Genomic DNA, 20,435 nt, shown 5'->3' on the forward strand with positions numbered 1-20,435 from the left:
GTTAGCGAGATGAATTTAGGAATACCGATTGACGAACATGAGCATAACCGCCGATATTGCGATAATGGATATGACCCAAGCCCAGGCCAGCGTCATGTCTCCGCCGTCCACAGCCACATAAATGGCCGTTGGAATCGTCTGCGTCCGGTTCGGAATGTTCCCCGCAACCATAATGGTTGCGCCGAACTCTCCAAGGCCCCGTGCGAATCCGAGCACATAGCCCGCAGCCAGCGTACGAAGTGCTAACGGAAAGGTTACGTAGCGAAGCACCTGAAACTCATTCGCTCCCTGGGCGCGAGCTGCGTCCTCCAAATCCCGGTCAACCCCCTCGAAGCCGGCCTTCAGCGTCCGATAGACGAGCGGAAAGGCAACGACGACAGCGGCAATGACGGCCGACCCCCAGGTAAAGAGAATCGTCCCCCCGGTCAGATTCTCATACCACTGTCCGATCCAGCTTCTTCTTCCCAGAATAACCAGAAGCACGAAGCCGACTACAGTAGGCGGAAGAACGAGCGGCAGCAGCAGAACCGTCTCGATCAGGCTGTGGCCCGGAAACTTCCGGTTCGCCATCGCCTTCGCCGCCGCTGCGGCCAGAAGGAACACGACCAGGCTTGTAATTACCGCGATTTTTATCGACAGCCACACAGGCGCCATAAAGTCTGTCCAATTGATGTTCATGCACAATCAACCCGCTGTTCTGTGTTTATTTTAGTAGAGAGAGAATCCGTATGATTTGAAGACGCTGGTTGCGGCGCTGGTCTTGAGATAGTTGTAGAACGCAGTAGCCTCGGCGCTGTGCTCCGTATCCTTGACGATGCCGAGCGGGTAGTTGATGGCCTTGTGAGCCTGGGAGCCGACGGTAAGAGCGATCTTCACCTTGCTGGTAGTCAGCGCATCGGTCTTGTAGACAAAGCCGGCATCCACATTGCCCGTTTCCACATAGGAGAGAACTGCGCGCACGTCTTTACCAAACACAAGCTTGCTCTGGAGCGTGTCCCAAATATTGCGGTAAGTCAGAGCTTGCTGAGCGTATTGTCCGGCAGGAACGGATTCCGGCTGGCCAATCGCGATCTTTTTATAGGAAGCGCCAGTCAATTGCGAGATGGTTGTAAGCTTTGCCTTCGAATTGGCGGGCACCACAACGACCAGCTGATTCTTCAGCAGCTCTTGATGGGTCCCGATCAAACCTGCGTCCACAAGCGCGGTCATCTGCTTGTCTCCCGCAGAGAAGAAGATGTCGGCCGGTGCACCTTGCTCGATCTGCTTCTGCAGCGTGCCCGATGCGGCATAGTTAAACACGAGATCAACATCAGGATGCAGCTTCTCATAGGCAACCTCGATCTTGTCCAGGCTGTCCTGCAAGCTTGCAGCCGCTGATACAAGCAGCTGTGTCTTGCCTGCAGCTTCTACCTTTCCGCTTCCTGCAAGAGGCGCTGCCACCAAGAGTGCCGCCGCCATTACCGTTATTGCCAGCTTTCTTAACATACTCCCACTCCTTTAGTATATGTATTGATATGATTTAGGAGACATTCTAACATACTTTTCAATAATCGACCATATTTTTTGTTATGTTTCATATCTTTAAGTTATATTTGAATAATTCGTGTCAGATTATCTGCAATATTGAGTCCTATGGGAGATTGCTGTCAGTTTGGAGCGGCTCCATCAACCAAGAGCAGGCGAGCCGCAGACGACCAAAAGAGCAGAGTAGCAATCCTCCATTAACGGGAGAACCGCTGCTCTGCTCTTTTTCTTAATAGCTAATCTGATCGGGCTGCTGCAAAGTCTATCCGACATCTGTCTGATCCACATTCCGGAAGCTAAGATACGTAATCAGGATGCCCAGCCCGGCCAGGGACAGGGGGATTGCGATGATGGAACTGAGTGTGAAGCCCATATTGTTGGAGCAGACGATCATGACGATGAAGATCGAGGATGCAACCGTAGCAGCCACCGATTTGCGGCGCAGCCCGATAACAAGCGGGAGCAGGCTCATGCCTGCGGCGCCGAGCGCCTGCATCAGCACATTGCCTTCATGAAGGAAGAGGTCATGGCGGGTGAGACGGTCCGGCAAATAGCCCGTATAGGAATCAATGGCGAGGAACAGCGCATCGATCAGCAGATTGGCGATCACGATATTCAGGAAGCACCAGAGAAACACGATGATCAGCTTGGCAAAAATCAGCTTCTTGCGGCTAATCGGGTATGTGAACAGCAGGGCCATCGTCTTGTCCTTATATTCGCTGATAATCAGCTTCGATAGAAGCGCAGAGGCATAAATAATGAAGGTGCCCCGAATCATGATCTCAATCACCTGCAGCATTTCGGCCTGATCCGTGAACGCCGGGTCCGCCAGATTGTTGCCATCTACAAAATAAATAATCGATATCATGCCGATAATAGCCGCCCAAGCGATCAGCGAGCCCCAGGTGTAGCCGGCGGCGCGTCCTTTTTTAAACTCCAGTCCGATGAGATGCAGCATGCTCTCCGCCTCCTTTGATCATATCGAAGAAATATTCCTCCAGCGTATGATGCCGGCGATTGATCGATTCGATCGGGACATCGTTCAGCACGAGTTCTTTGGATAACGCCTCCTGGGAAACCGAGTTGTCATAGACGCGCAGCGTCCGGTCGCCAAGCAGCTTAAAGCTGCTGATCCCGAGATTGTCGACGAGTACGAATGCGGCCCGGGTGACATTTGCGGTAACGATCTCCACGAACTCCGTTGTCGAAGCCCTCACGCTGTCCAGCGACACTTCCCGAAGCAGCCGCCCCTGGTCCAGAACGCCGACGGTATCGGCCACCTGCTCGATTTCGGACAGCAGATGGCTCGAAATCAGAATCGTCATGCCCCATTCGTCGCGCAGCCTGCGAAACAGTCCCCGCATGAGCTGAATTCCTTCCGGGTCCAGGCCGTTGATCGGCTCGTCCAGAATGAGCAGCTCGGGTCTCGTCGAAATGGCTCTTGCAATCCCCAGCCGCTGCTTCATCCCGAGGGAGAACTGCTTCACCGGTTTATTCTCCACCCCGACCAGCCTGACCATCGACAGCGCTTCAGAGACCGCCTGCTTGTTGTAATATCCCATATACTCGCAGTGAAGCCCGAGATTCTCTTCGGCGGTCAGCTTCTCATAGAACACGGGCGTCTCGATCAGGTGGCCGATCCGCTTCAAATACTCGGTCGAACCGGCCAGCACAGGCTGTCCGAACAGCTCAATGTCGCCGCCAGTCGGTCTGACCAGACCGAGCAGCATTTTCATCAATGTTGACTTGCCCGCTCCGTTGGGTCCGAGAAATCCGTAGATTTCGCCGCTCTTCACATTCATATTCACGCTCGTTATCACATCCGACGTGCCGAAGCTTTTGCACAGCATATGTGTCCGGATGACGTTCGCCATTGGCTTTCACTCCCCGCTTGATTTGAACCTGTTCTCATCTTATAAAGGAACTCTTTCGTTTCTCTGTCGCAAATCTTACTTATTTCTTAATTCGCGCATTAACTTCTTCTTCGTTCCTTTCCGCTGTTCACTTTGCCGGAGATGAGGGGAATTGAAGCCTGAAGCACGTATATCTGCCAGGCTCGCTCTCCACGGAGATGCTGCCGCCAAGCCGTTCCGTCAGCCTCTTGGCAATGGCGAGTCCCAGGCCGCTTCCCTGTATGCTGCGGCTGCGGGAATCGTCCACGGTATACATCCGTTCAAATACCAGAGCTTGATCAGCATGGGCGATTCCTCTCCCCCGGTCTGCAACCTCGATTGTAATGCGGCTGTCATCACGGATCAGAGACAAACCCAGATAGCCCCCGTCCAAGCCGTAACGCACTGCGTTAGAGAGCAGATTGTCGAGGATTCTCGACAAAGCCTCTTCATTGGCGTACATCCACGCCGGTTCTTCAGGCAGGTTGATTTCGACCCGGGCCCCCTGCTCGTTGAGAAGATCGAAATACGCCAATATTTGGCGGCGGCATACCTCGCAGGCATCGACCCTGCTTAGGGGCAGGTCATAATCATCGGCTTCCAGCCTCGATAAATCGAAGAAGGCGTTAATCCGTTCATGCACCTCAAGGGTCTTCCGGTAGACCTGCCCCAGCATTCTTTGCCGCTCTTCCTGTGACAGCTCCGGGCTGCGGTCCAGGACCTCCGCATAGCCCATGATGACGGTAAGCGGCGTCTTCAGATCATGGGACACATTGGAGAGCATCCTCCGCATCGCCTGCTCCGTTCCGGCATAGTCCGCCGCCGACCGTTTGGCGCGGTCTATCAAGGCATTGACCGACCGGAGCAGCTCGCGCAGCTCCGGGTCAGCCGTGACCGTCAGCAGCCGCTCTTGTCCCAGCGGCTGACCGGGATCGGTCCATGTCTTCAGCTTGCTGTTAATGTAGGCAAGCTCCTTCCGGGTTCTGCGGCCGCTCAGGCTCTCCCGGACCCACAGGAGCAGAAGCGCCGCCGCGGCAAGCAGCCACAGCCACCATAAACCGGCCATTACACTTCCCCCAATCGGTAACCGATCCCCCAGAGCGTCACCACATAGCGGGGGCTCGAGGGATCGTCCTCGATTTTCTCTCTCAGTCGCCGCATATGTACGTTGATCAAATTCTCGTCCCCGTAATATTCATCATTCCATACCAACTGGTAGAGCATCGCTTTGGTATAGACCCGGGTAGGATGCTGCACCAGAAGCTTCAGAATTTGAAACTCCTTCGCTGTCAGCTTGATCTCCTCGCCCCGCTTCCGCACCATGAAGCTGTCCGGGTCCACGGTAAGCTCCCCTGCGGTCAGCAGCTCCGGCGCCGCATCGACCGCAGCCTCCGGCACGGAATACTGCGTCGCTCTGCGGATGGAGGCTTCAATCCGCGCGGACAGCTCGAGGAGCGAGAACGGCTTGGCGATATAGTCATCCGCCCCGAAACGCAGGCCCAGCGCCTTCTCCACTTCATTGTCCTTGGCCGATACAATCAGAATGGGGACCCGGCTGACCGACCGGATCTGCTGCAGAATATCCAATCCGTTTCTTCCGGGCAGCATCAGATCGAGCAGCACAAGATCATAGGTATCCGACTGAAACTGCGCCAGCGCTTTGTTCCCGTCATCAACGATCCGGGAATGGTAGCCCTCCTTGGCCATATAGTCCGAGACCATGCTGCCGATTTCGGGATCATCCTCAATGATCAGCAATTTCCCCTTCATGCGTATGTTCTCCTTTGCACATGGACAGCCGTCTCCGACGAAAGCGTCCCTTTGGAAACGGCTGCATTATGTTCTACTTTAAGGGAGCAGGGATCATTCTACAACAAGAATTCGAGCGCCTCTTCCCCGGCAAGCTGTTCGTGTTCCCATGGTTCGTGTTCTTGGTTCGTATTCTTCGTTCGTATTCTCACTCCGCCTTCGCCCGCTTACGGTAGGCGAGCGGCGTCGCCTTTACCGATTGGCGAAACCGTTCAATAAAATAGCTCGTGCTGCTGAATCCGTTCAGATAGGCCACTTCCGTCACACTCAAATCACTCTGCAGCAGCAGCAGCTTGCTTTTTTGCAGCCGGTAATCCGTCACATAGTTCATCGGGGTCGTCTTTAGCATCCGCTTGAAATACCGGCAGCACTCGGACCGGCTGAGGGCGCCCGCTGCCGCGATTGCTTCCAACGTCACCTTATCCGCATAGTGGACATGAATCCAGTCCAGCATTTCCTTCATCCGATCGTTCTTCTGCTGCTCCGCCTGATCGTATTCCGGCTCCAGACCGTTCATGATCAGATTTCGCCATATCTCCGTCAATCGACAGGAGGCCTGCAGCTCGTAGAACGACGGCTTCCGCGAGATCAGCCGGTGAATGTCCATGATAGCTTCCCGGATCGCAGTCTCCCAGGCCTCGCGGCCGACAATGCGATAATAAGTCAGGTTGGTAGCCGTGATAAAAGGCAGCACGCAGCTGCCATATAGCTCCTGAGGCACCAGATAACGCGGGGATGCGTCCAGACAAATGTAGACACAGCCGGAATCCTTCTGATCCTCCGCCTTATGCAGGCTCCCGCTGTTGATAAACAGCGCTTCCCCTTCGGTGACGGCTGCCGAATGCTCATTAATCTGAAAGACGGCCTCTCCTTTCATGACAAGCACAAATTGAACTTCCTCATGCCAGTGAAGCGGCACATATCCCTGAACATGACTCCGGATCTCCGTCTGATAGCAGGCCATCGGGAGCAAGGACGTGTGATGCTCGGTCAGCTCCCGAAGATCCTCCCCGATTCCGAACTGTTTGATCTGCATGCCTCCCACCTCAATATTCCGATATTATTTAATTCAATTTGCGTATTATCAGCTAATAACTGCATCTATTATATCAGTATTACGATATTTTCGAGGTGAAGAAATTGAAGGAACATTCGCGAAAAGGACTGCTGTTCGTCTCGGCAGGCGCCATCTGCTGGGGGGTATCCGGTACAGCCGCCAATAAACTGTTCACGCTGGGGACCATCGATGTGAACGGTCTTGTGGAGGTCCGTCTGCTGGTTGCGGGGCTTCTGCTTCTGGCTATCCAGTCGCTGCGCCCGCGCCGCCGGCAAATCCTGGAGATTTGGCGGGACGGCGGAAGCGCTCTGCGTCTGATCGTATTCGGTCTCATCGGCATGCTCGGCGTTCAATACACTTATATGGCGTCGATTCGACACGGCAATGCCGCCGTCGCGACGCTGCTGCAGTATTTGGCCCCCGTCATGATCATCGTATATGCCTTGGTGAGAAGGCTAGCGCGGCTAACCGGCCGGGACCTGCTGACCGTGCTGCTGGCCCTGGGAGGAACCTTTCTGCTTCTGACTGGCGGCTCCCTCTCCGGGCTTGCCGTCTCATCGTCTGCGGTTATATGGGGCGTCCTGTCCGGCATGGCGGTGGCTTTCTACACCCTGTATGCCGTCACGCTGCTGGAGCGCTACGATTCTCTGGTCGTGGTGGGCTGGGCCATGCTGATCGGCGGACTCGCCTTAACCCCGTTTCATCCTCCCTGGAAAATGAACCTGCTTCACATGCCGAAGGAATCGTGGCTGATCTTAAGCTTTATCATCCTCTTCGGGACGATGATCGCCTTCTGGTTCTACATCGAGAGTCTGAACTCGCTGTCTCCGAAAGAGACCAGTCTCCTGGGCTGTCTCGAGCCTTTGTCCGCTGTTGTGACTACCGTCTTCTGGCTGAAGACGCCTTTCGGAGCCTTTCAGTGGCTCGGCGCAGCTTTCATCATCGGGATGATTGTTATCCTCGCGATTGGCGGGAGCCAATCCTCCGGACAGGAGAGCAACCGGGCCGCTTAACTCAACGAAACCATAACAAATGTACCAGTATTTTCAATAAAGCTCAGATAATATGAGATTGGTGAAAAATATTCAGAGAATCATACAAAGGAGGAGCATGATGAAAGATTATCTTTTTGACCAACTGAGTTTTATTCGTCAGGCAACACTGCATATCACTCAGGATATTACCGAAAGCCAAGCGGATGTCATACCGGAGAGGTTCCATAATAATATTCGGTGGAATCTGGGGCATATTTATTTGGTTCAGGAACAATTTGCTTTCCACTATTCCGGGGAGCCACTGCAGATTCCGGACGGATACCGGGAATTATTCGGAGTCGGGACCCGTCCCACGGGTCAGAAGCCATCCATGCCCGCGTTAACCGAGCTTCGCCAGCGATTAAAGGAGCAGCCTGACCGGATCAGAGACAGACTCTCTGGACGGTTGGACGAAGTGGTCAAGAACCCGCTGACCATACACTCCTTAGCATTAACAACAGTCCGCGAATATCTAACGCTCAACTTGTACCATGAGGGCCAGCATGTTCAAGCCATAAGATCAATAACGAAACTGACCGAAGCCGTTGCACGGTAGTAGAACGCTGGAAACATAGGCCAATCCCGCAATAAATATGTCCAGTCAAAGGCCCGGCTCCCTGTGAAAGGAAGCCGGGCCTTTGGCCTGCAAGCGGTGTCTATCAGTTCTTCATCCGCGGATCAAGCACATCCCGCAGACCGTCTCCCATCAGGTTGAAGCCGAGCACAGTCAGCATGATGGACAGGCCAGGGAATACCACTGTCCAAGGGGCCTTCTGAATGAATTGCCGGGAATCAGACAGCATCTTGCCCCATTCCGGCTCCGGAGGCTGCGCGCCGAGTCCGAGAAAACCAAGCGCTGCCGCCTCGATGATCGCGGTGGCGATGCCGAGCGTGCCCTGCACGATAATCGGCGTCAGACTGTTCGGCAGAATATGGGTCAACAAAATCCGGGTATTCTTCATCCCGATCGCCCGGGCTGCGGTAATATACTCCTCCGATTTCAAGCTGAGCACCTTCGCGCGGACGAGCCGTCCATAAGTCGGCACATTGACGATAGCGATGGCGTAGAGAGCATTCTGCAGCGACGGTCCGAGTATCGCAACAATGGCGATAGCCAGCAGAATGCTCGGGAACGCCAGCAAAATGTCGAACAGGCGGGAGATCAGCATATCGATCCATTTGCCGTAGTAGCCGGCCAGCACACCCAGAATCGTACCGATAATAATGGAGCCGATTACCGAGAAGAAGCCTACCCAGAGAGAAATGCGGGCGCCGTAAATAATCCGGGTGAACATATCCCGTCCGAGATCATCCGTGCCGAACCAGTGGCCTGCGGATGGCGCCTTCAGACGGTCCATCAGCACTTGTTCCTTATAATCGTAAGGCGCGATCAGCGGCGCCAACAGCGCAATAACAATGAAGAACAGGATGATGCCGAGCCCCAGCATCGCCGTCTTGTTCCTGCGGAATGCCTTCCATGCGTCGCGCCAGGGACCGGAGGCCTTTTCAGCGGGAGCCGCTTCCGGATTCAGGTTGAATGATACCTGTGACAAAAGGATTCCTCCTTACTTATATTGAATGCGCGGATCGATGGCGGCATACAGCAGATCCACAAGCAGGTTAATGATGACGAAGATGAATGCGATGATCAGGATGCCGGATTGGATAACCGGGTAATCACGCGAGCTGATCGCTTCAAATATATACCGGCCCACTCCCGGCCAGGCGAAGATCGTCTCGGTCAGCACAGCCCCGCCGAGCAGCGCCCCCGTCTGCAGTCCGATGACGGTCAGTACGGGAATCAGCGCATTCTTGAGCGCATGCTTGTAGACGACAAGAAACTGCGACATCCCCTTGGCTCTGGCTGTACGGATATAGTCGGAATTCATGACCTCCAGCATGCTGGAGCGCGTCATCCGGGCGATAATCGCCATCGGAATCGTGCCAAGCGCGATGCCCGGAAGGATGAGATGCTTGATTACGGTCCACAGCTGATCCCAGCGTCCCGCCAAAATGCTGTCGATAACGTACAGATTCGTTATGCTCTCAACCGGATCACGCTGGTTCATCCGGCCGATGGAGGGCAGCCAGTGCAGCTTCAGCGCGAACACCAGCTGCTCCATGAGCCCCAGCCAGAATATCGGCATGGACACGCCGATCAGCGCAATAATCATCGCAGCATAGTCAAACCATGAGTTCTGCTTCCATGCACTCAGTATGCCGGCATTCACCCCTACGATTGTGGCGAATAACATGGCGGACACCGTCAGCTCAAGCGTAGCGGCCAGGTAGGGCATAATTTCTTTGGCGATCGGAGTCTTGGTACGAATGGAGGTGCCCAGGTCGCCCTTCAGCAGATCGCCCATATAATCGACGTATTGGGTGATCCAGGGCTTATCGAGACCGAGCTGCTCCCGGAGCGCCTGCTTGGACTGCTCCGTCGCCTTCTGCCCCAGAATCGTCTCCGCCGGATCGCCCGGGATTGCATGGATGATCGAGAATACGATGATTGTCATCCCGATCAGCACGGGAATCAGCACCATGATCCGTTTAAATAAGTAGGAATTCAAGGACAAATCACCTTCCTTACACAGGCTTACCGCCGCGAACAGCGCGGCGGCAAGGCGTTAGTGCTATGCAGCTATTCGAAGTAAACGTCGCTGTAATATTCTGTACCGGTCGGTCCCGGAACGAAGCCCTTCAGATTAGCCTTCGCCGCAAGCAGCGGAGTCGTATGCACGAGCGGAATCCATGGGGCGTCTTCCTTGATGATGACCTGAGCCTGCTTGTACAGATCGGCGCGTTTGTTCTGGTCGGTCTCCTTCTGCGCTTCAACGAGAATCTTGTGCAGATCTTCGTTCACGTAGAAGTCCCGGTTGTTGCCTGGAATGGTGTCCTTGTCAAGCAGTGTGTAAATGAAATTGTCGGGGTCGCCGTTGTCACCCGTCCAGCCGAGCATATAAATGTCATCCTTCTCGCCGGCCTTCGTGTCGTCCAGGTAGGTCGCCCATTCCGGGGATTCGATGACGGTCTTCACGCCGATCTTCTCCCAATCGGCCTGGATTGCTTCGGCCACCTTCTTGCCGTCAGGCATATAAGGGCGGGATACCGGCATCGCGTACAGGGTTACCGTGTCCGGAAGTCCGTTCGGATAGCCGGCTTCGGCCAGCAGCTGCTTCGCCTTGTCCAGATTGTACTCATAATCCTTGACCTGATCGTTATAGCCCCACAGCGAAGGCGGCATCGGGTTGACGGCCGGCTGGGCCTGGCCCGCGAAGAACGCGTCGATGATCCCCTGCTTGTTGACGGCGTAATTCAGCGCCTGTCTGACTTTAACGTTGTCGAAAGGCTTCTTCTTGAAGTTGAAGCCGAGGTAAGCCACGTTAAACGGCGGACGCTCGATCTTCTGCAAATCCGTGTTGCTCTCGAGCGTGGACAGATCATCCGGGCTCAGGTCCTCCATCAGGTCGATTTCGCCGTTCTGCAGCGCAGTGAAGCGTGCGGAGTTATCCGGGATGGAACGGACAATGACCTTGTTCAGCTTCGGAAGTCCTTCCTTCCAGTAGTTCGGGTTCTTGTCGAGGGTAATGGAATCGTTATGCTTCCACTCCTTGAAGACGAACGGGCCCGTTCCGACCGGCTCATTCTTGAAGTTCTCTTTTTTCTCCTTGATCGCAGTCGGGCTGCCGATGCCGAACGAGGTCATGGCCAGGTTCTGCAGGAACGGAGCCTGAGGCTGGTTCAGCGTGAACTGTACAGTCAGATCGTCAACGGCTTTCACTTCCTTGATGACGCGGGAGCCGTCCGGTCCGAACATGGAATCATAGTAGTCGAAGGAATCACCTTCGAATTTATAAGGACTCTTCGGATCGCTCCAGCGCTCGAAGTTAAAGACCACCGCTTCGGCATTGAAGTCCGTGCCGTCATGGAACTTCACGTTCGGATGCAGCTTGAAGGTGTAGGTCAGGCCGTCCTGAGATACTTCCCAGCTGTCCGCCAGGGAAGGCTCGACTTCGGATGTTCCCGGCTTGTACTCCAGCAGGGAATCAAATACCTGGTGGCCGATCTTCAGCGATTCGCCATCGGTAACGATCGCGGGATCGAGCGAAGCAGAGTCGCCCCCGCGTCCCACAATCAGCGTGTCCTGCGTGGACGCCGCAGCTGCCGCAGTCGCCGCAGCCGTACTGGCCGGCGCGCTCGAGGCGCCACCTTCCGCCGATGAGCCTCCGTTGTTGTTGCCGCCGCAGCCGCTAAGTACAAGCCCCGCGCCCAGCATCAGCGTCAATCCCAAACTTCCCCATTTTTTCATGTTCTGTGAAGCTCCTTTCTCCCCTAGACATAGATTGGCGTTTATATGGAGCCGCCTTTATATAGTAGCGCGGCCATAAACCTGATTCAGCACCGGCTCTGTCTCCCTTTCAAGCCAGCTGTGTCTGTGTCTCTCCGTACAGGTAGCAGGCGGTCAAATGACCCGCTTCAGTTTCCGCCAGCTGCGGGCGGACATTGCGGCAGATGTCCATTGCATGTGGACATCGCGTATGAAAAGCGCAGCCGACCGGCGCGTTGGCAGGGCTTGGAACCTCGCCCTGCAGGATAACGCGCTCTTTGCGCAGATCCGGGTCAGGCTCCGGAACCGCCGAGAGCAGCGCCTGCGTGTATGGATGCTGCGGATTGGCGTACAGTATCTCCTTGCTTGTGATCTCCACGATGCGGCCCAGATACATGACCGCCACCCGGTCGCAAATATGCTTGACGACGCTGAGATCATGCGCGATAAATATGTAGGTCAGGCCAAATTCCCGCTGCAGATCCTGCATCAGATTGATAACCTGGGACTGAATCGACACATCCAGCGCCGAGACAGGCTCGTCAGCCACAATCAGCTTCGGCTGGAGGGCGAGCGCCCGGGCAATGCCGATCCGCTGCCGCTGTCCCCCCGAGAACTGATGAGGATACCGCTGAAGATGGGCCTTCGACAGGCCCACGACATCGGCGAGCCGACTGACCGCAGCTTTGCGCTCCCTGGCATTCCCTGCTCCGTGAACGATCAGCGGCTCTTCCAGAATGCGCTCGACCGTATTGCGCGGATCAAGGGAGGAGAAGGGGTCCTGGAATACGATCTGCATCTCCCGGCGGCGCTTGCGCATCTCCTCCAGAGACAGCTTCGTGATGTCCTGGCCCTCGAAGTACACTTCCCCGGCCGTCGGCTCGATCAGCCGGAGCAGAGACCGGCCCGTCGTCGATTTGCCGCAGCCGCTCTCGCCTACAAGACCGAAGGTTTCGCCGCTGCGGACCGCGAACGAGATATCGTCAACCGCTTTGACATAGCCCTGTGTCCGGTCCAGAAACCCTTTCTTGATCGGGTAGTATTTCTTGAGTCCTCTCACTTCCAGCAAATGTTCGCTCATACCGCATCCTCCCGGTCGCTTTCATGCAGCCAGCAGCGGCTGCTGTGCCGATCATCCTGAAGCGTAAGCTCAGGCAGGCTCCGCCGGCATACATCCAGAACATGCGGACAGCGCGGCGCGAAGCGGCAGCCCTGCATTGCGGTGCTGAGGATCGGAACATTGCCCGGTATGGAATAGAGCCGTTCCCGGGTCTCGTCCATTCTCGGCACCGACGCGATCAGTCCCTGGGTATAGGGATGCAGCGGGTTCTTGAAAATATCCCGCACCGGTCCTTCCTCCACCACCTTGCCGGCGTACATGACAGCCACCCGATGGCACATTTCCGCCACAACCCCCAAATCGTGGGTGATCATCATAACCGCGGTTCCTTGCTCTTCGTTGAGCCGGCGGATCAGGTCGAGGATCTGGGCCTGGATCGTCACGTCCAGCGCGGTCGTCGGCTCATCCGCGATCAGCAGCTCGGGATTGCAGGAGATCGACATGGCGATCATAACCCGCTGGCGCATCCCGCCCGACAGCTGATGGGGATATTCTTCGATAATAGACTCCGGTCTCGGAATGCCGACCTTTCGCAGCATATCGACGGCATGCTCCCGGGCTTCCTTCTTGGAGACGCCCTGGTGCAGGCGCACCGTCTCAATTATTTGCTGGCCTACGGTAAAAAGCGGATTGAGCGACGTCATCGGTTCCTGGAAAATCATCGAGACCGCGTTGCCCCGGATCTTCCGCATTTCCCTTTCCTTCATCGGGACAATATCCTGGCCCTTGAACAGAATTCGTCCGTCCACGATGCGCCCCGGCGGATTCGGGACCAGCTTGAGCACGGACAGCGAGGTCACGCTCTTCCCGCAGCCCGATTCCCCCACCACGCCCAGCACCTCGCCGGGATTGATATGCAGATCGACTCCATCGACAGCGGGCACTTCACCTTTTTCCGTAAAAAAGTGGGTATGTAAATTCTCTATTTTTAAAATAGGCTGGACCACAGAAGCTTACCTCTCTTCTCGGTAAAATTGAACGAAGGTCAAATGTATAGGAAAAAAATACTCCCTGAAAATACAGAGAGTATGTAATCTAACATTTAATAGAGCATTAACCTGACATCACACGAAAGAGATACCGCTTTAAACGGGCAAAGATGTTATATAACATGACTTTACACCAGATTGGCATTTCCTACAAGACCAATTTTGGAATTTTAAGGTTTCTATCAAAGCTGGCGTTTTTTTTCACAATCTTCTGCAGCCGGGACTCTCTCCTTCCGTATGTTATTGATAGAGGGACAGCCAATTCTCAAGCTGGTAACGGAACGCCTCCCGGTAATGGACAGGCTCCAGAATTTCCGCTTCGTCCTTGAATTGCCTCACCCATTCCATAAACTCCCGATCGCGCTCAAGCGGAACCTCAAAATTCGCCACCCGGCCCAGAGATTCAATTTTGACAGGCTTTACGGCACAATCTCCTCCTTCAACTTCTCTCAGTGCATCCTCGGAGAAACGCACCTTGAATTCCAGTCTGAGGCTGTCTTCTTCCATCGACCATTTCCGCTTGATAAACGCGGTCAGATCGAATCCCTCCTTGGAGAAGCCAGTATCCAATAAGCAGACATGACTCAGACAGCGCGTACGGAACGTGCGGATTTTGCCGCGCCGATGACAGTAGCCGACCAGATGATACCGGTTCTCCAGCGAGATCAAATGGTACGGGTCTATGATAAGCTCCTCTTCTTCTTCAGCATTGTCGTTATAATCAGCCCGGATTCTTCTTCCCTTCAAAATGGCATTCAGCAATGGAACGAGCTGATCGGCAAGAACTGCCTGCCTCTGAACGCTCTCCACTTTCTCTTCCCGTTCCGCCCTGTATTTATATTCGGCGGCCATCACTTTCTCATATGCGCTCAGGAATCCGTCAGGCAGATGCGGCTTAATCACCTCAAAGGATCCGCTGAGCTGCGAAAAGGCCGAGGCTTCCTCGGGCGACCAGTCAAGCGGGTACAGCGCAAAATTGCCGATAAATGCATACCCTTTCCCATGCCCTAGATGGGTGATCGGAATATGCATGGCGCTCAAAGCATCCATATCCCGATAGATCGTTCTTTCGCTTGTGCCGCATCGGTCAGCCAATTCCCGGGCGAGGATGCCAGGCTTTGCCTGCACGAGCGTAATTATGCGCATCAGACGAATTAACCGGTCTGTCATGTTAACTTCTCCTTGCCACCCTTTAGTAAAATAGATATATAGAAGCATAGTCCGGATATGCAATAACGCAAAAACAAATTCCATATAATGGCTTATTTTATAGAACTATTTTACTATTTTATCACATGGACCGATTGATTTCCTTAATTAAACATAGAAAAATATGTATTCATACCTACATATAATTAGGAATATTTACCTACAGGCCTTTCATCTTTCACTCTGCAATCCTGTTTTTTGTTCTCCTCCCGCTCAAGAAACATTTCGCGATCGCTTTGCATGTAGAGAGATTGGGCCTCCCGGGCAAGCTCATTGTCTCCGCTCCGTATCCCAAGCAGCAGAAGCTTGTCCCCGTGGCGCCGGAGCAACTCCTTCGCCTCACCCCTCCGTCCCGAGACATACAGATCCGACGCCTTGGCGATCATTTCATCCGTCCGCAGCAGCTCGAGCTGCTTCTCCACATAAAAAGAGGCGGCCGCATTCAGGTAACCGGTATGACGGCTGTATTCAAGCGTAAGCTTCTGAACCGGCAGCTCCCGGCAGCGTTCTCCTTGACGGCGGCTATACCGCCACTGCAGCCACAGCGTCTCATGATGCCCGGGCTCACGGGAATCCAGCATGAATTCAAAGGCCAGGTATTTGCTCTGCCCTGCACGGATGTCGCCAAGCGACAGCACAAGAGCCCTTTCTCCTCTGGTTACGGAACGGCAGCCTTGAAGTCCTGTCAGCGATACATGAGGCTCCGGCCAAATGCGAAGCTCAATGCTGCGGGCGGCGATCCGCTGGCTTTTCTTGCCTCCCGCTGCCTGTTGAACGGCCCCCTTCCATTCAACAAGCAGAACATTCCTCTGCGGTTTTCCCGAAAATACACACTCCCGGCTCCAGATGTAAGCCGGCTGTAGGTTGGACGGCATTATTTCCACCTCTTTCTTTTTCTGGGTCTTCTATATAATGTACCAATAATGGCGGACAACTCCTTGTCAGGGAATGTATGTTCGGTTTAATAAAATCGACAAAAAAAGAGCCGATACGCAAATATGCATCGGCTCCATGCCATCCCTACTCTTTTTCCGGATATACAGCCCGTTTCGACATCCTCAGCGTTCCCTTCGATTGAAAGAAAGCACCCAGCGCCCATTTGGCACAAATTAACGCGAAGGCGAGAAACAGAATGGCCCAGAACACGGCAGGCACACCTGTCAACCGCGCCAGGTTGGTTGCATCGCCCGCACCACCCGGAGAACCGGCGGCCGCGAACACCAGGTAGAGCGCCCCGACAACTGATTCCTCCAGGGTTAAGAAGGCGAGCAGCAAATAATAGAATGTACGGATTCCATTGCCCGCCATCAGCATGATCATGTTCAGGCAGGCGAACCCGGTCAGCCACAGCATGCCGAAGCTTCCCCTCACATAGAGAGCCAGCATAACGACTGCAACTGCCGTTGAAAGGATGAGTCCCCAATCTTTGCGCCCTTTGACATAAAGACGAAACAGCAGGAGCGCGAACAGCGAAGCGGATGTATAGCCTGCCAGAGCGACCAGAACGGACCTGAACCCCGCTTGTACCGCCGAGTAGGTCACGCCGCTGTGATCGGCGTACAGCTCGATGCGCAGCACCCGCCCCGACAGCAGCAGCGTAACGGCCGCATGGCCGAATTCATGGATCATCGTATCCAGATTGCGGAACAGGCTGGAGAATGGAATCCAGCGGGTCAAGAACACCGATCCGATCAGAAACAAGATGGTTTTCAACCAATTGCTCAGGAATATCAGCTCCTTCTCTCGCCCACAGTATACGCTAACCTGACATTCATCACAATAAATTGCTGCCCTGTCGCCAAATGTCGGAAGCTGTCTGACTTGCGTGGTATAATGGAATTAATCATGATTATGACAGGCGGTGCCCATAATGAACAATAAGTTTTCTTTGATCATACCGCGCCTGCTGACTGCCATGCTGCTGGCCGCAGGCCTTCTCTTCACTTATCCGTCCCCTGCTGCCCATGCTAATGTATTCAATGACATGTATAAAGGACTCGAACAGTTCTCGGAGCTTCCGGATCAGGTGAATGAGCTGAAAGACAGTTACCAGCAGACGCTGAACGAACTGGACCAGACCAAGAGCCAGTTGGAGAATTACCGGAGTGAGAATGTGACCCTTCAGGAGAAGAATCAGCAGCTGACCAAGATGCTTGACGAGCTCCGCGACGAACGGGCCGACCGTGAGCGCTATATCCGGCGGCTGAAGGTAACGGCCCTGACGGGACTCGGACTTGTTGCGGGCTATTTCATCCTGACCCGCCTGATCCGATTCGGTATGCGAAGCCGGTCAGGGCGAAGGGATCAGTGGCGGTGAATTTCCGTCCCAGACTTAATTCCGGTATCTGTCTGCTGAACAGACCATGCATGTGAAGGGAGAATGAACGGCACGGTGAATATTGAGGACCATATCTTGGGTGATGATTCCGGAGGACAAGCAGTCTCCTTCTCGCTGGAGGAGAACGAGCGGATTCATCTCCTGCATCCGCAGCAGATCATCGCTTATCAAGGCCCGTCAAATGGCCGGGCCGACCGCCTGATGGATCTGAAGGGGATGTACCGGAAGAAGAAGCTGATCCGGGCGGACATGACGGGGCCGTGCCGCTTCACGGCCGCGCTTCCTCCCGGCTACCGGATCAAGAGCATTACGCTGAATGGAGACGACGACCTGCTCTACGATTTCAAGCATCTCTTCTATTATACGGAAGGGGTCTCCTTTCAGAGCCGGATTCTCAGCATGAAGAACATGGTCGTGACCCGGGATATCGTCAAGATCAAGTTCTCGGGAAAGGGGAGCTTCGGCATCCTCACGGAAGGCACCGTATGCGAAGCGGTTCTGGACCCGGTCAAGCCGCTGTATGTAGATGCCGGCAGCGTGATCGCCTATCCGGAGAACGCCAGCCTGGAGCTGACCGTCTACGGGAATCATCTGGCAAGCCAGCATATGAGCTATCATTGGAAGATGACGGGCAGCGGCCCGGTTCTCTTTCAGGCCGGACAGCAAAACCGCCGATTCGAGCAGGAGATTCGGGAGGATGGCCTTCTAAAGCGTTTCCTGCGTGAGGTGCTGCCTTTCGGCGGCATCATTATCAAATAGCGCTCTGCCGACAAAAATGGCCGATGCCCGTCAGCGTGACGGATATCGGCCATTTCGCGCCCTTCATGCGGCGCTGTCTTATCCAGATTCGGATTAATTATCCCAGAAATGCGGTCAACATCCAGACATGCTTCTCAAGTGTGCTGCGGATTCCGATCAGCAGGTCGGCAGTCGGCTGGTCGCCGGATTCCTCAGCCAGTCCGATCAGCGCCTTCGATTCTTCTACGAGAACACCGAAATCCTTCACAAGAGCGGCTACCATATCCTTGGCGCTCTCGCCGCCGGTGGCTTCCTGCAGGCTGGACAGAGCCAGATATTCCTTCATCGTTGCAGCCGGCTTGCCTCCGATCGCGAGCAGGCGCTCTGCCAGCTCATCTACATAACCTGCCGCTTCATTGTAGAATTCCTCAAATTTCTCATGCAGTGTAAAGAACTGCGGGCCGGACACAAACCAATGGTAATGATGAAGCTTAACGCCAAGCAGTGTCCAGTTGGCGGTTTGACGGTTCAACGCAGCATGCAACTCGGTTTGGCTTTTCAGATCTGTACTCATATTTGTTTCCTCCCGGCTTCCTAAAATTTAATATTAATATTTAGACTTAATCTAAATCTATATTTAGATTAACATACTTTTCGACATTTTGCAATCCTTTAACCGCCTTTGTTGGTGCACATGTTATCATACCCAGTCGTCCTAAAACTATGTTTTCCGTCACATATCCCGTTATCCCGATTCAGGCACCCGGAATAGAGACTTCATTTCTTCACGCTTCGATTTCGGGCTAAGCACATACAGCACATCTCCCGGCTCAATCACCGTGTACCCATGCGGCGTTACGATCTTGTCATCCCGGATAATGGCGGTGAACAGAATTTCATCGGATAACTGCATATCGGATATGCGCATGCCGGCAATCGGCATGTCCGGCTGGATACGGACATGATTGAACTCCGCGTCGGTCCGCCCGAGCGCGACCAGCTCCATCAGCGACGGCGCTTCAGGCTGTCCGCCTGCCAGCTTCAGTCTTGCAGCCAGCGGCGAGATGGTGGTCCCCTGGATTACCGCCGATGTCAGCACGACAAAGAAGACAACGTTAAAGAACAGCCGGCCATTCTCCAGATTCGATAATAGCGGATAGGTAGCCAGCACGATCGGCACCGCGCCGCGCAGCCCCGCCCATGCAATCAGGATCTTCTCCGCGCCGGAATACTTGAAGAATAGCAAGGACAGAAATACCGCTATCGGCCTTGCCGCAATCATCAAAATGACGGACAGAAGCAGACCCTGCAAGGCGACATGCGTCAGTTCTTGCGGGAAGACCAGCAGACCCAGCAGAATAAACATAAAGATCTGCATCATCCAGGCAAAGCCGTGGTTGAAATTCATGATTGTCCGGTGATAGACGATCTCGGAATTGCCGAGCACAAGCCCCATCACATATACAGCCAGCAGTCCACTGCTGTGAAGCAGGGCGGCGGAGCCATAGGTCAGAACTGCGAATCCTACGGCCACCACCGGATAGAGCCCTGTGGAGTCCAGGTTGATTTTATTGATCAAATAAATGGCGATTCTCCCCACCAGAAGACCCACGAGCAGCCCGACGGCCATCTCCCAGACGAAGGAGAGCAGAAGACTCCATAATCCCGTCTCAGGGGATTCAATCCACTCGATGAGGGATACGGTAAGAAACACCGCCATCGGATCATTGCTGCCCGACTCCGCCTCCAGCGTTGATGTCAGGCGTTTATCTATATTTTTGCCCCCCAGGACCGAAAATACCGCAGCCGCATCCGTTGATCCCACAATCGCACCGAACAGCAGCCCCTCCTCCCAGGAGACGCCGAGAATATAGGTCGCCGCAAGGCCGACCACTCCCGTTGTCACGAGAACGCCCAGGGTAGACAAGACCAGCGAAGGGCCGATCACCGGCTTGATATCCTTAAAGCTCGTCTGCATGCCTCCTTCAAACAGGATGATGACCAGGGCGAAGATGCCGGCCATCTGTGTAAGGGCCACATTGTCATAATAGATGAAGCGGCTCAGGATCATTCCTGCGGCGATAAACAATACGAGCGAGGGCATCCCGAAGCGCGATGAGAACTTGGTGGACAGCACCCCAATCAGCAGCAGCGCGGCAAGCAGCATTATCACGGAATCGGCTAGATGGGTCATTGGTCAGGCTCACATCCTTTCCTGTTCTTCTCTCTATTTACCCGGAAACTCCCGTCTCCGCGACAGTCCTTGCATTTAGCATTTCCGGATTCCCTGTCTTTAGCAATGAAAAAGACCCCCGAAGCGGCAATGTCATTAAGTTTAGCTCAAAGACAAGAACGACAATAGAAATTGGAACCAAAACGGCATGGGAATGAGTCCTGT

General features: G+C 54.4%; 21 protein-coding genes. 4 read left to right on the plus strand and 17 right to left on the minus strand.

Translation table 11 applies throughout. From position 1 onward, the window contains the following. Window positions 1-15 precede the first annotated feature (15 nt). From modB to KIH86_RS25730, 7 genes are all read right to left on the minus strand, one after another. A complete protein-coding gene (gene modB / locus KIH86_RS25700) occupies window positions 16-678 on the minus strand; it encodes a molybdate ABC transporter permease subunit (protein ID WP_223086001.1) in 663 nt (220 codons plus the stop codon). A 30-nt stretch (window positions 679-708) separates the two neighbouring features. Beyond that, entirely contained in the window at window positions 709-1,485 is a 777-nt protein-coding gene (gene modA / locus KIH86_RS25705; protein ID WP_223086002.1) for a molybdate ABC transporter substrate-binding protein, read from the minus strand. Between the two features lie 301 nt (window positions 1,486-1,786). After that, window positions 1,787-2,482 (minus strand): ABC transporter permease, encoded by a 696-nt coding sequence (locus tag KIH86_RS25710; RefSeq protein ID WP_223086003.1) that lies wholly within the window; start codon window positions 2,480-2,482, stop codon window positions 1,787-1,789. Continuing rightward, on the minus strand, window positions 2,454-3,398 hold the full coding sequence (locus KIH86_RS25715; RefSeq protein ID WP_223086004.1) for an ABC transporter ATP-binding protein: 945 nt from the start codon (window positions 3,396-3,398) through the stop codon (window positions 2,454-2,456). The genes KIH86_RS25710 and KIH86_RS25715 overlap by 29 nt, the downstream gene beginning before the upstream one ends. 127 nt (window positions 3,399-3,525) lie before the next feature. Beyond that, window positions 3,526-4,482: a sensor histidine kinase gene (locus KIH86_RS25720; RefSeq protein WP_223086005.1), complete on the minus strand. Its 957-nt coding sequence runs from the start codon at window positions 4,480-4,482 to the stop codon at window positions 3,526-3,528. Continuing rightward, on the minus strand, window positions 4,482-5,186 hold the full coding sequence (locus KIH86_RS25725) for a response regulator transcription factor (protein WP_316503300.1): 705 nt from the start codon (window positions 5,184-5,186) through the stop codon (window positions 4,482-4,484). The genes KIH86_RS25720 and KIH86_RS25725 overlap by 1 nt, the downstream gene beginning before the upstream one ends. Before the next feature lie 187 nt (window positions 5,187-5,373). Then, window positions 5,374-6,261, minus strand: a complete 888-nt coding sequence (locus KIH86_RS25730) for an AraC family transcriptional regulator (protein WP_223086006.1) — start codon at window positions 6,259-6,261, stop codon at window positions 5,374-5,376. 104 nt (window positions 6,262-6,365) lie between these two features. On the opposite strand from KIH86_RS25730, the gene KIH86_RS25735 reads away from it, so the two are divergent. Beyond that, the gene (locus KIH86_RS25735) at window positions 6,366-7,295 is read left to right on the plus strand and encodes a DMT family transporter (protein WP_223086007.1); all 930 of its coding nucleotides are present in this window, start codon (window positions 6,366-6,368) and stop codon (window positions 7,293-7,295) included. A gap of 100 nt (window positions 7,296-7,395) precedes the next feature. Then, entirely contained in the window at window positions 7,396-7,872 is a 477-nt protein-coding gene (locus KIH86_RS25740) for a DinB family protein (RefSeq protein WP_223086008.1), read from the plus strand. A 103-nt stretch (window positions 7,873-7,975) separates the two neighbouring features. Here the strand turns inward: KIH86_RS25740 and nikC are convergent, their stop codons facing one another. The 8 genes from nikC to KIH86_RS25780 form a co-directional block, all read right to left on the minus strand. After that, window positions 7,976-8,869, minus strand: a complete 894-nt coding sequence (gene nikC / locus KIH86_RS25745) for a nickel transporter permease (RefSeq protein WP_223086009.1) — start codon at window positions 8,867-8,869, stop codon at window positions 7,976-7,978. Between the two features lie 12 nt (window positions 8,870-8,881). After that, window positions 8,882-9,886, minus strand: a complete 1,005-nt coding sequence (locus tag KIH86_RS25750) for an ABC transporter permease (RefSeq protein WP_223086010.1) — start codon at window positions 9,884-9,886, stop codon at window positions 8,882-8,884. A gap of 71 nt (window positions 9,887-9,957) precedes the next feature. After that, window positions 9,958-11,625 (minus strand): ABC transporter substrate-binding protein, encoded by a 1,668-nt coding sequence (locus tag KIH86_RS25755; RefSeq protein WP_223086011.1) that lies wholly within the window; start codon window positions 11,623-11,625, stop codon window positions 9,958-9,960. 109 nt (window positions 11,626-11,734) lie between these two features. Continuing rightward, window positions 11,735-12,724 carry an ABC transporter ATP-binding protein gene (locus tag KIH86_RS25760; protein WP_223086012.1) on the minus strand — a complete coding sequence of 330 codons (990 nt, stop codon included), beginning with the start codon at window positions 12,722-12,724 and terminating at the stop codon, window positions 11,735-11,737. Further along, entirely contained in the window at window positions 12,721-13,710 is a 990-nt protein-coding gene (locus KIH86_RS25765; RefSeq protein ID WP_223086013.1) for an ABC transporter ATP-binding protein, read from the minus strand. The genes KIH86_RS25760 and KIH86_RS25765 overlap by 4 nt, the downstream gene beginning before the upstream one ends. Window positions 13,711-13,992: 282 nt before the next feature. Beyond that, a complete protein-coding gene (locus tag KIH86_RS25770) occupies window positions 13,993-14,922 on the minus strand; it encodes a helix-turn-helix transcriptional regulator (protein WP_223086014.1) in 930 nt (309 codons plus the stop codon). 185 nt (window positions 14,923-15,107) lie between these two features. Then, window positions 15,108-15,836, minus strand: coding sequence for a hypothetical protein (locus tag KIH86_RS25775; RefSeq protein WP_223086015.1), 729 nt, complete (start codon window positions 15,834-15,836; stop codon window positions 15,108-15,110). A 145-nt stretch (window positions 15,837-15,981) separates the two neighbouring features. Continuing rightward, window positions 15,982-16,686, minus strand: coding sequence for a M50 family metallopeptidase (locus KIH86_RS25780; protein WP_223086100.1), 705 nt, complete (start codon window positions 16,684-16,686; stop codon window positions 15,982-15,984). A 145-nt stretch (window positions 16,687-16,831) separates the two neighbouring features. Here KIH86_RS25780 and KIH86_RS25785 point away from each other — a divergent pair, with 145 nt between their 5' ends. Together KIH86_RS25785 and KIH86_RS25790 are read left to right on the plus strand one after the other, a co-directional pair. Beyond that, window positions 16,832-17,278, plus strand: a complete 447-nt coding sequence (locus tag KIH86_RS25785; protein ID WP_223086016.1) for a hypothetical protein — start codon at window positions 16,832-16,834, stop codon at window positions 17,276-17,278. 63 nt (window positions 17,279-17,341) lie between these two features. Then, on the plus strand, window positions 17,342-18,058 hold the full coding sequence (locus tag KIH86_RS25790; RefSeq protein WP_223086017.1) for an AIM24 family protein: 717 nt from the start codon (window positions 17,342-17,344) through the stop codon (window positions 18,056-18,058). Window positions 18,059-18,155: 97 nt separating this feature from the next. Here the strand turns inward: KIH86_RS25790 and KIH86_RS25795 are convergent, their stop codons facing one another. Next, window positions 18,156-18,599 carry a Dps family protein gene (locus KIH86_RS25795; RefSeq protein WP_316503310.1) on the minus strand — a complete coding sequence of 148 codons (444 nt, stop codon included), beginning with the start codon at window positions 18,597-18,599 and terminating at the stop codon, window positions 18,156-18,158. Between the two features lie 183 nt (window positions 18,600-18,782). Then, the gene (locus tag KIH86_RS25800; protein WP_223086019.1) at window positions 18,783-20,231 is read right to left on the minus strand and encodes a potassium/proton antiporter; all 1,449 of its coding nucleotides are present in this window, start codon (window positions 20,229-20,231) and stop codon (window positions 18,783-18,785) included. Window positions 20,232-20,435 lie beyond the last annotated feature (204 nt).

Source organism: Paenibacillus sinensis, from assembly GCF_019904155.1.
Taxonomy (GTDB): domain Bacteria; phylum Bacillota; class Bacilli; order Paenibacillales; family Paenibacillaceae; genus Paenibacillus_AQ; species Paenibacillus_AQ sinensis.

Bases quoted from the DNA above. Each gene is read 5' to 3' on its own strand.
- modB (WP_223086001.1), bottom strand. From the start codon at position 678: ATGAACATCAATTGGACAGACTTTATGGCGCCTGTGTGGCTGTCGATA.
- modA (WP_223086002.1), bottom strand. From the start codon at position 1,485: ATGTTAAGAAAGCTGGCAATAACGGTAATGGCGGCGGCACTCTTGGTG.
- KIH86_RS25710 (WP_223086003.1), bottom strand. From the start codon at position 2,482: ATGCTGCATCTCATCGGACTGGAGTTTAAAAAAGGACGCGCCGCCGGC.
- KIH86_RS25715 (WP_223086004.1), bottom strand. From the start codon at position 3,398: ATGGCGAACGTCATCCGGACACATATGCTGTGCAAAAGCTTCGGCACG.
- KIH86_RS25720 (WP_223086005.1), bottom strand. From the start codon at position 4,482: ATGGCCGGTTTATGGTGGCTGTGGCTGCTTGCCGCGGCGGCGCTTCTG.
- KIH86_RS25725 (WP_316503300.1), bottom strand. From the start codon at position 5,186: ATGAAGGGGAAATTGCTGATCATTGAGGATGATCCCGAAATCGGCAGC.
- KIH86_RS25730 (WP_223086006.1), bottom strand. From the start codon at position 6,261: ATGCAGATCAAACAGTTCGGAATCGGGGAGGATCTTCGGGAGCTGACC.
- KIH86_RS25740 (WP_223086008.1), top strand. From the start codon at position 7,396: ATGAAAGATTATCTTTTTGACCAACTGAGTTTTATTCGTCAGGCAACA.
- KIH86_RS25755 (WP_223086011.1), bottom strand. From the start codon at position 11,625: ATGAAAAAATGGGGAAGTTTGGGATTGACGCTGATGCTGGGCGCGGGG.
- KIH86_RS25760 (WP_223086012.1), bottom strand. From the start codon at position 12,724: ATGAGCGAACATTTGCTGGAAGTGAGAGGACTCAAGAAATACTACCCG.
- KIH86_RS25770 (WP_223086014.1), bottom strand. From the start codon at position 14,922: ATGACAGACCGGTTAATTCGTCTGATGCGCATAATTACGCTCGTGCAG.
- KIH86_RS25775 (WP_223086015.1), bottom strand. From the start codon at position 15,836: ATGCCGTCCAACCTACAGCCGGCTTACATCTGGAGCCGGGAGTGTGTA.
- KIH86_RS25785 (WP_223086016.1), top strand. From the start codon at position 16,832: ATGAACAATAAGTTTTCTTTGATCATACCGCGCCTGCTGACTGCCATG.
- KIH86_RS25790 (WP_223086017.1), top strand. From the start codon at position 17,342: ATGAACGGCACGGTGAATATTGAGGACCATATCTTGGGTGATGATTCC.
- KIH86_RS25800 (WP_223086019.1), bottom strand. From the start codon at position 20,231: ATGACCCATCTAGCCGATTCCGTGATAATGCTGCTTGCCGCGCTGCTG.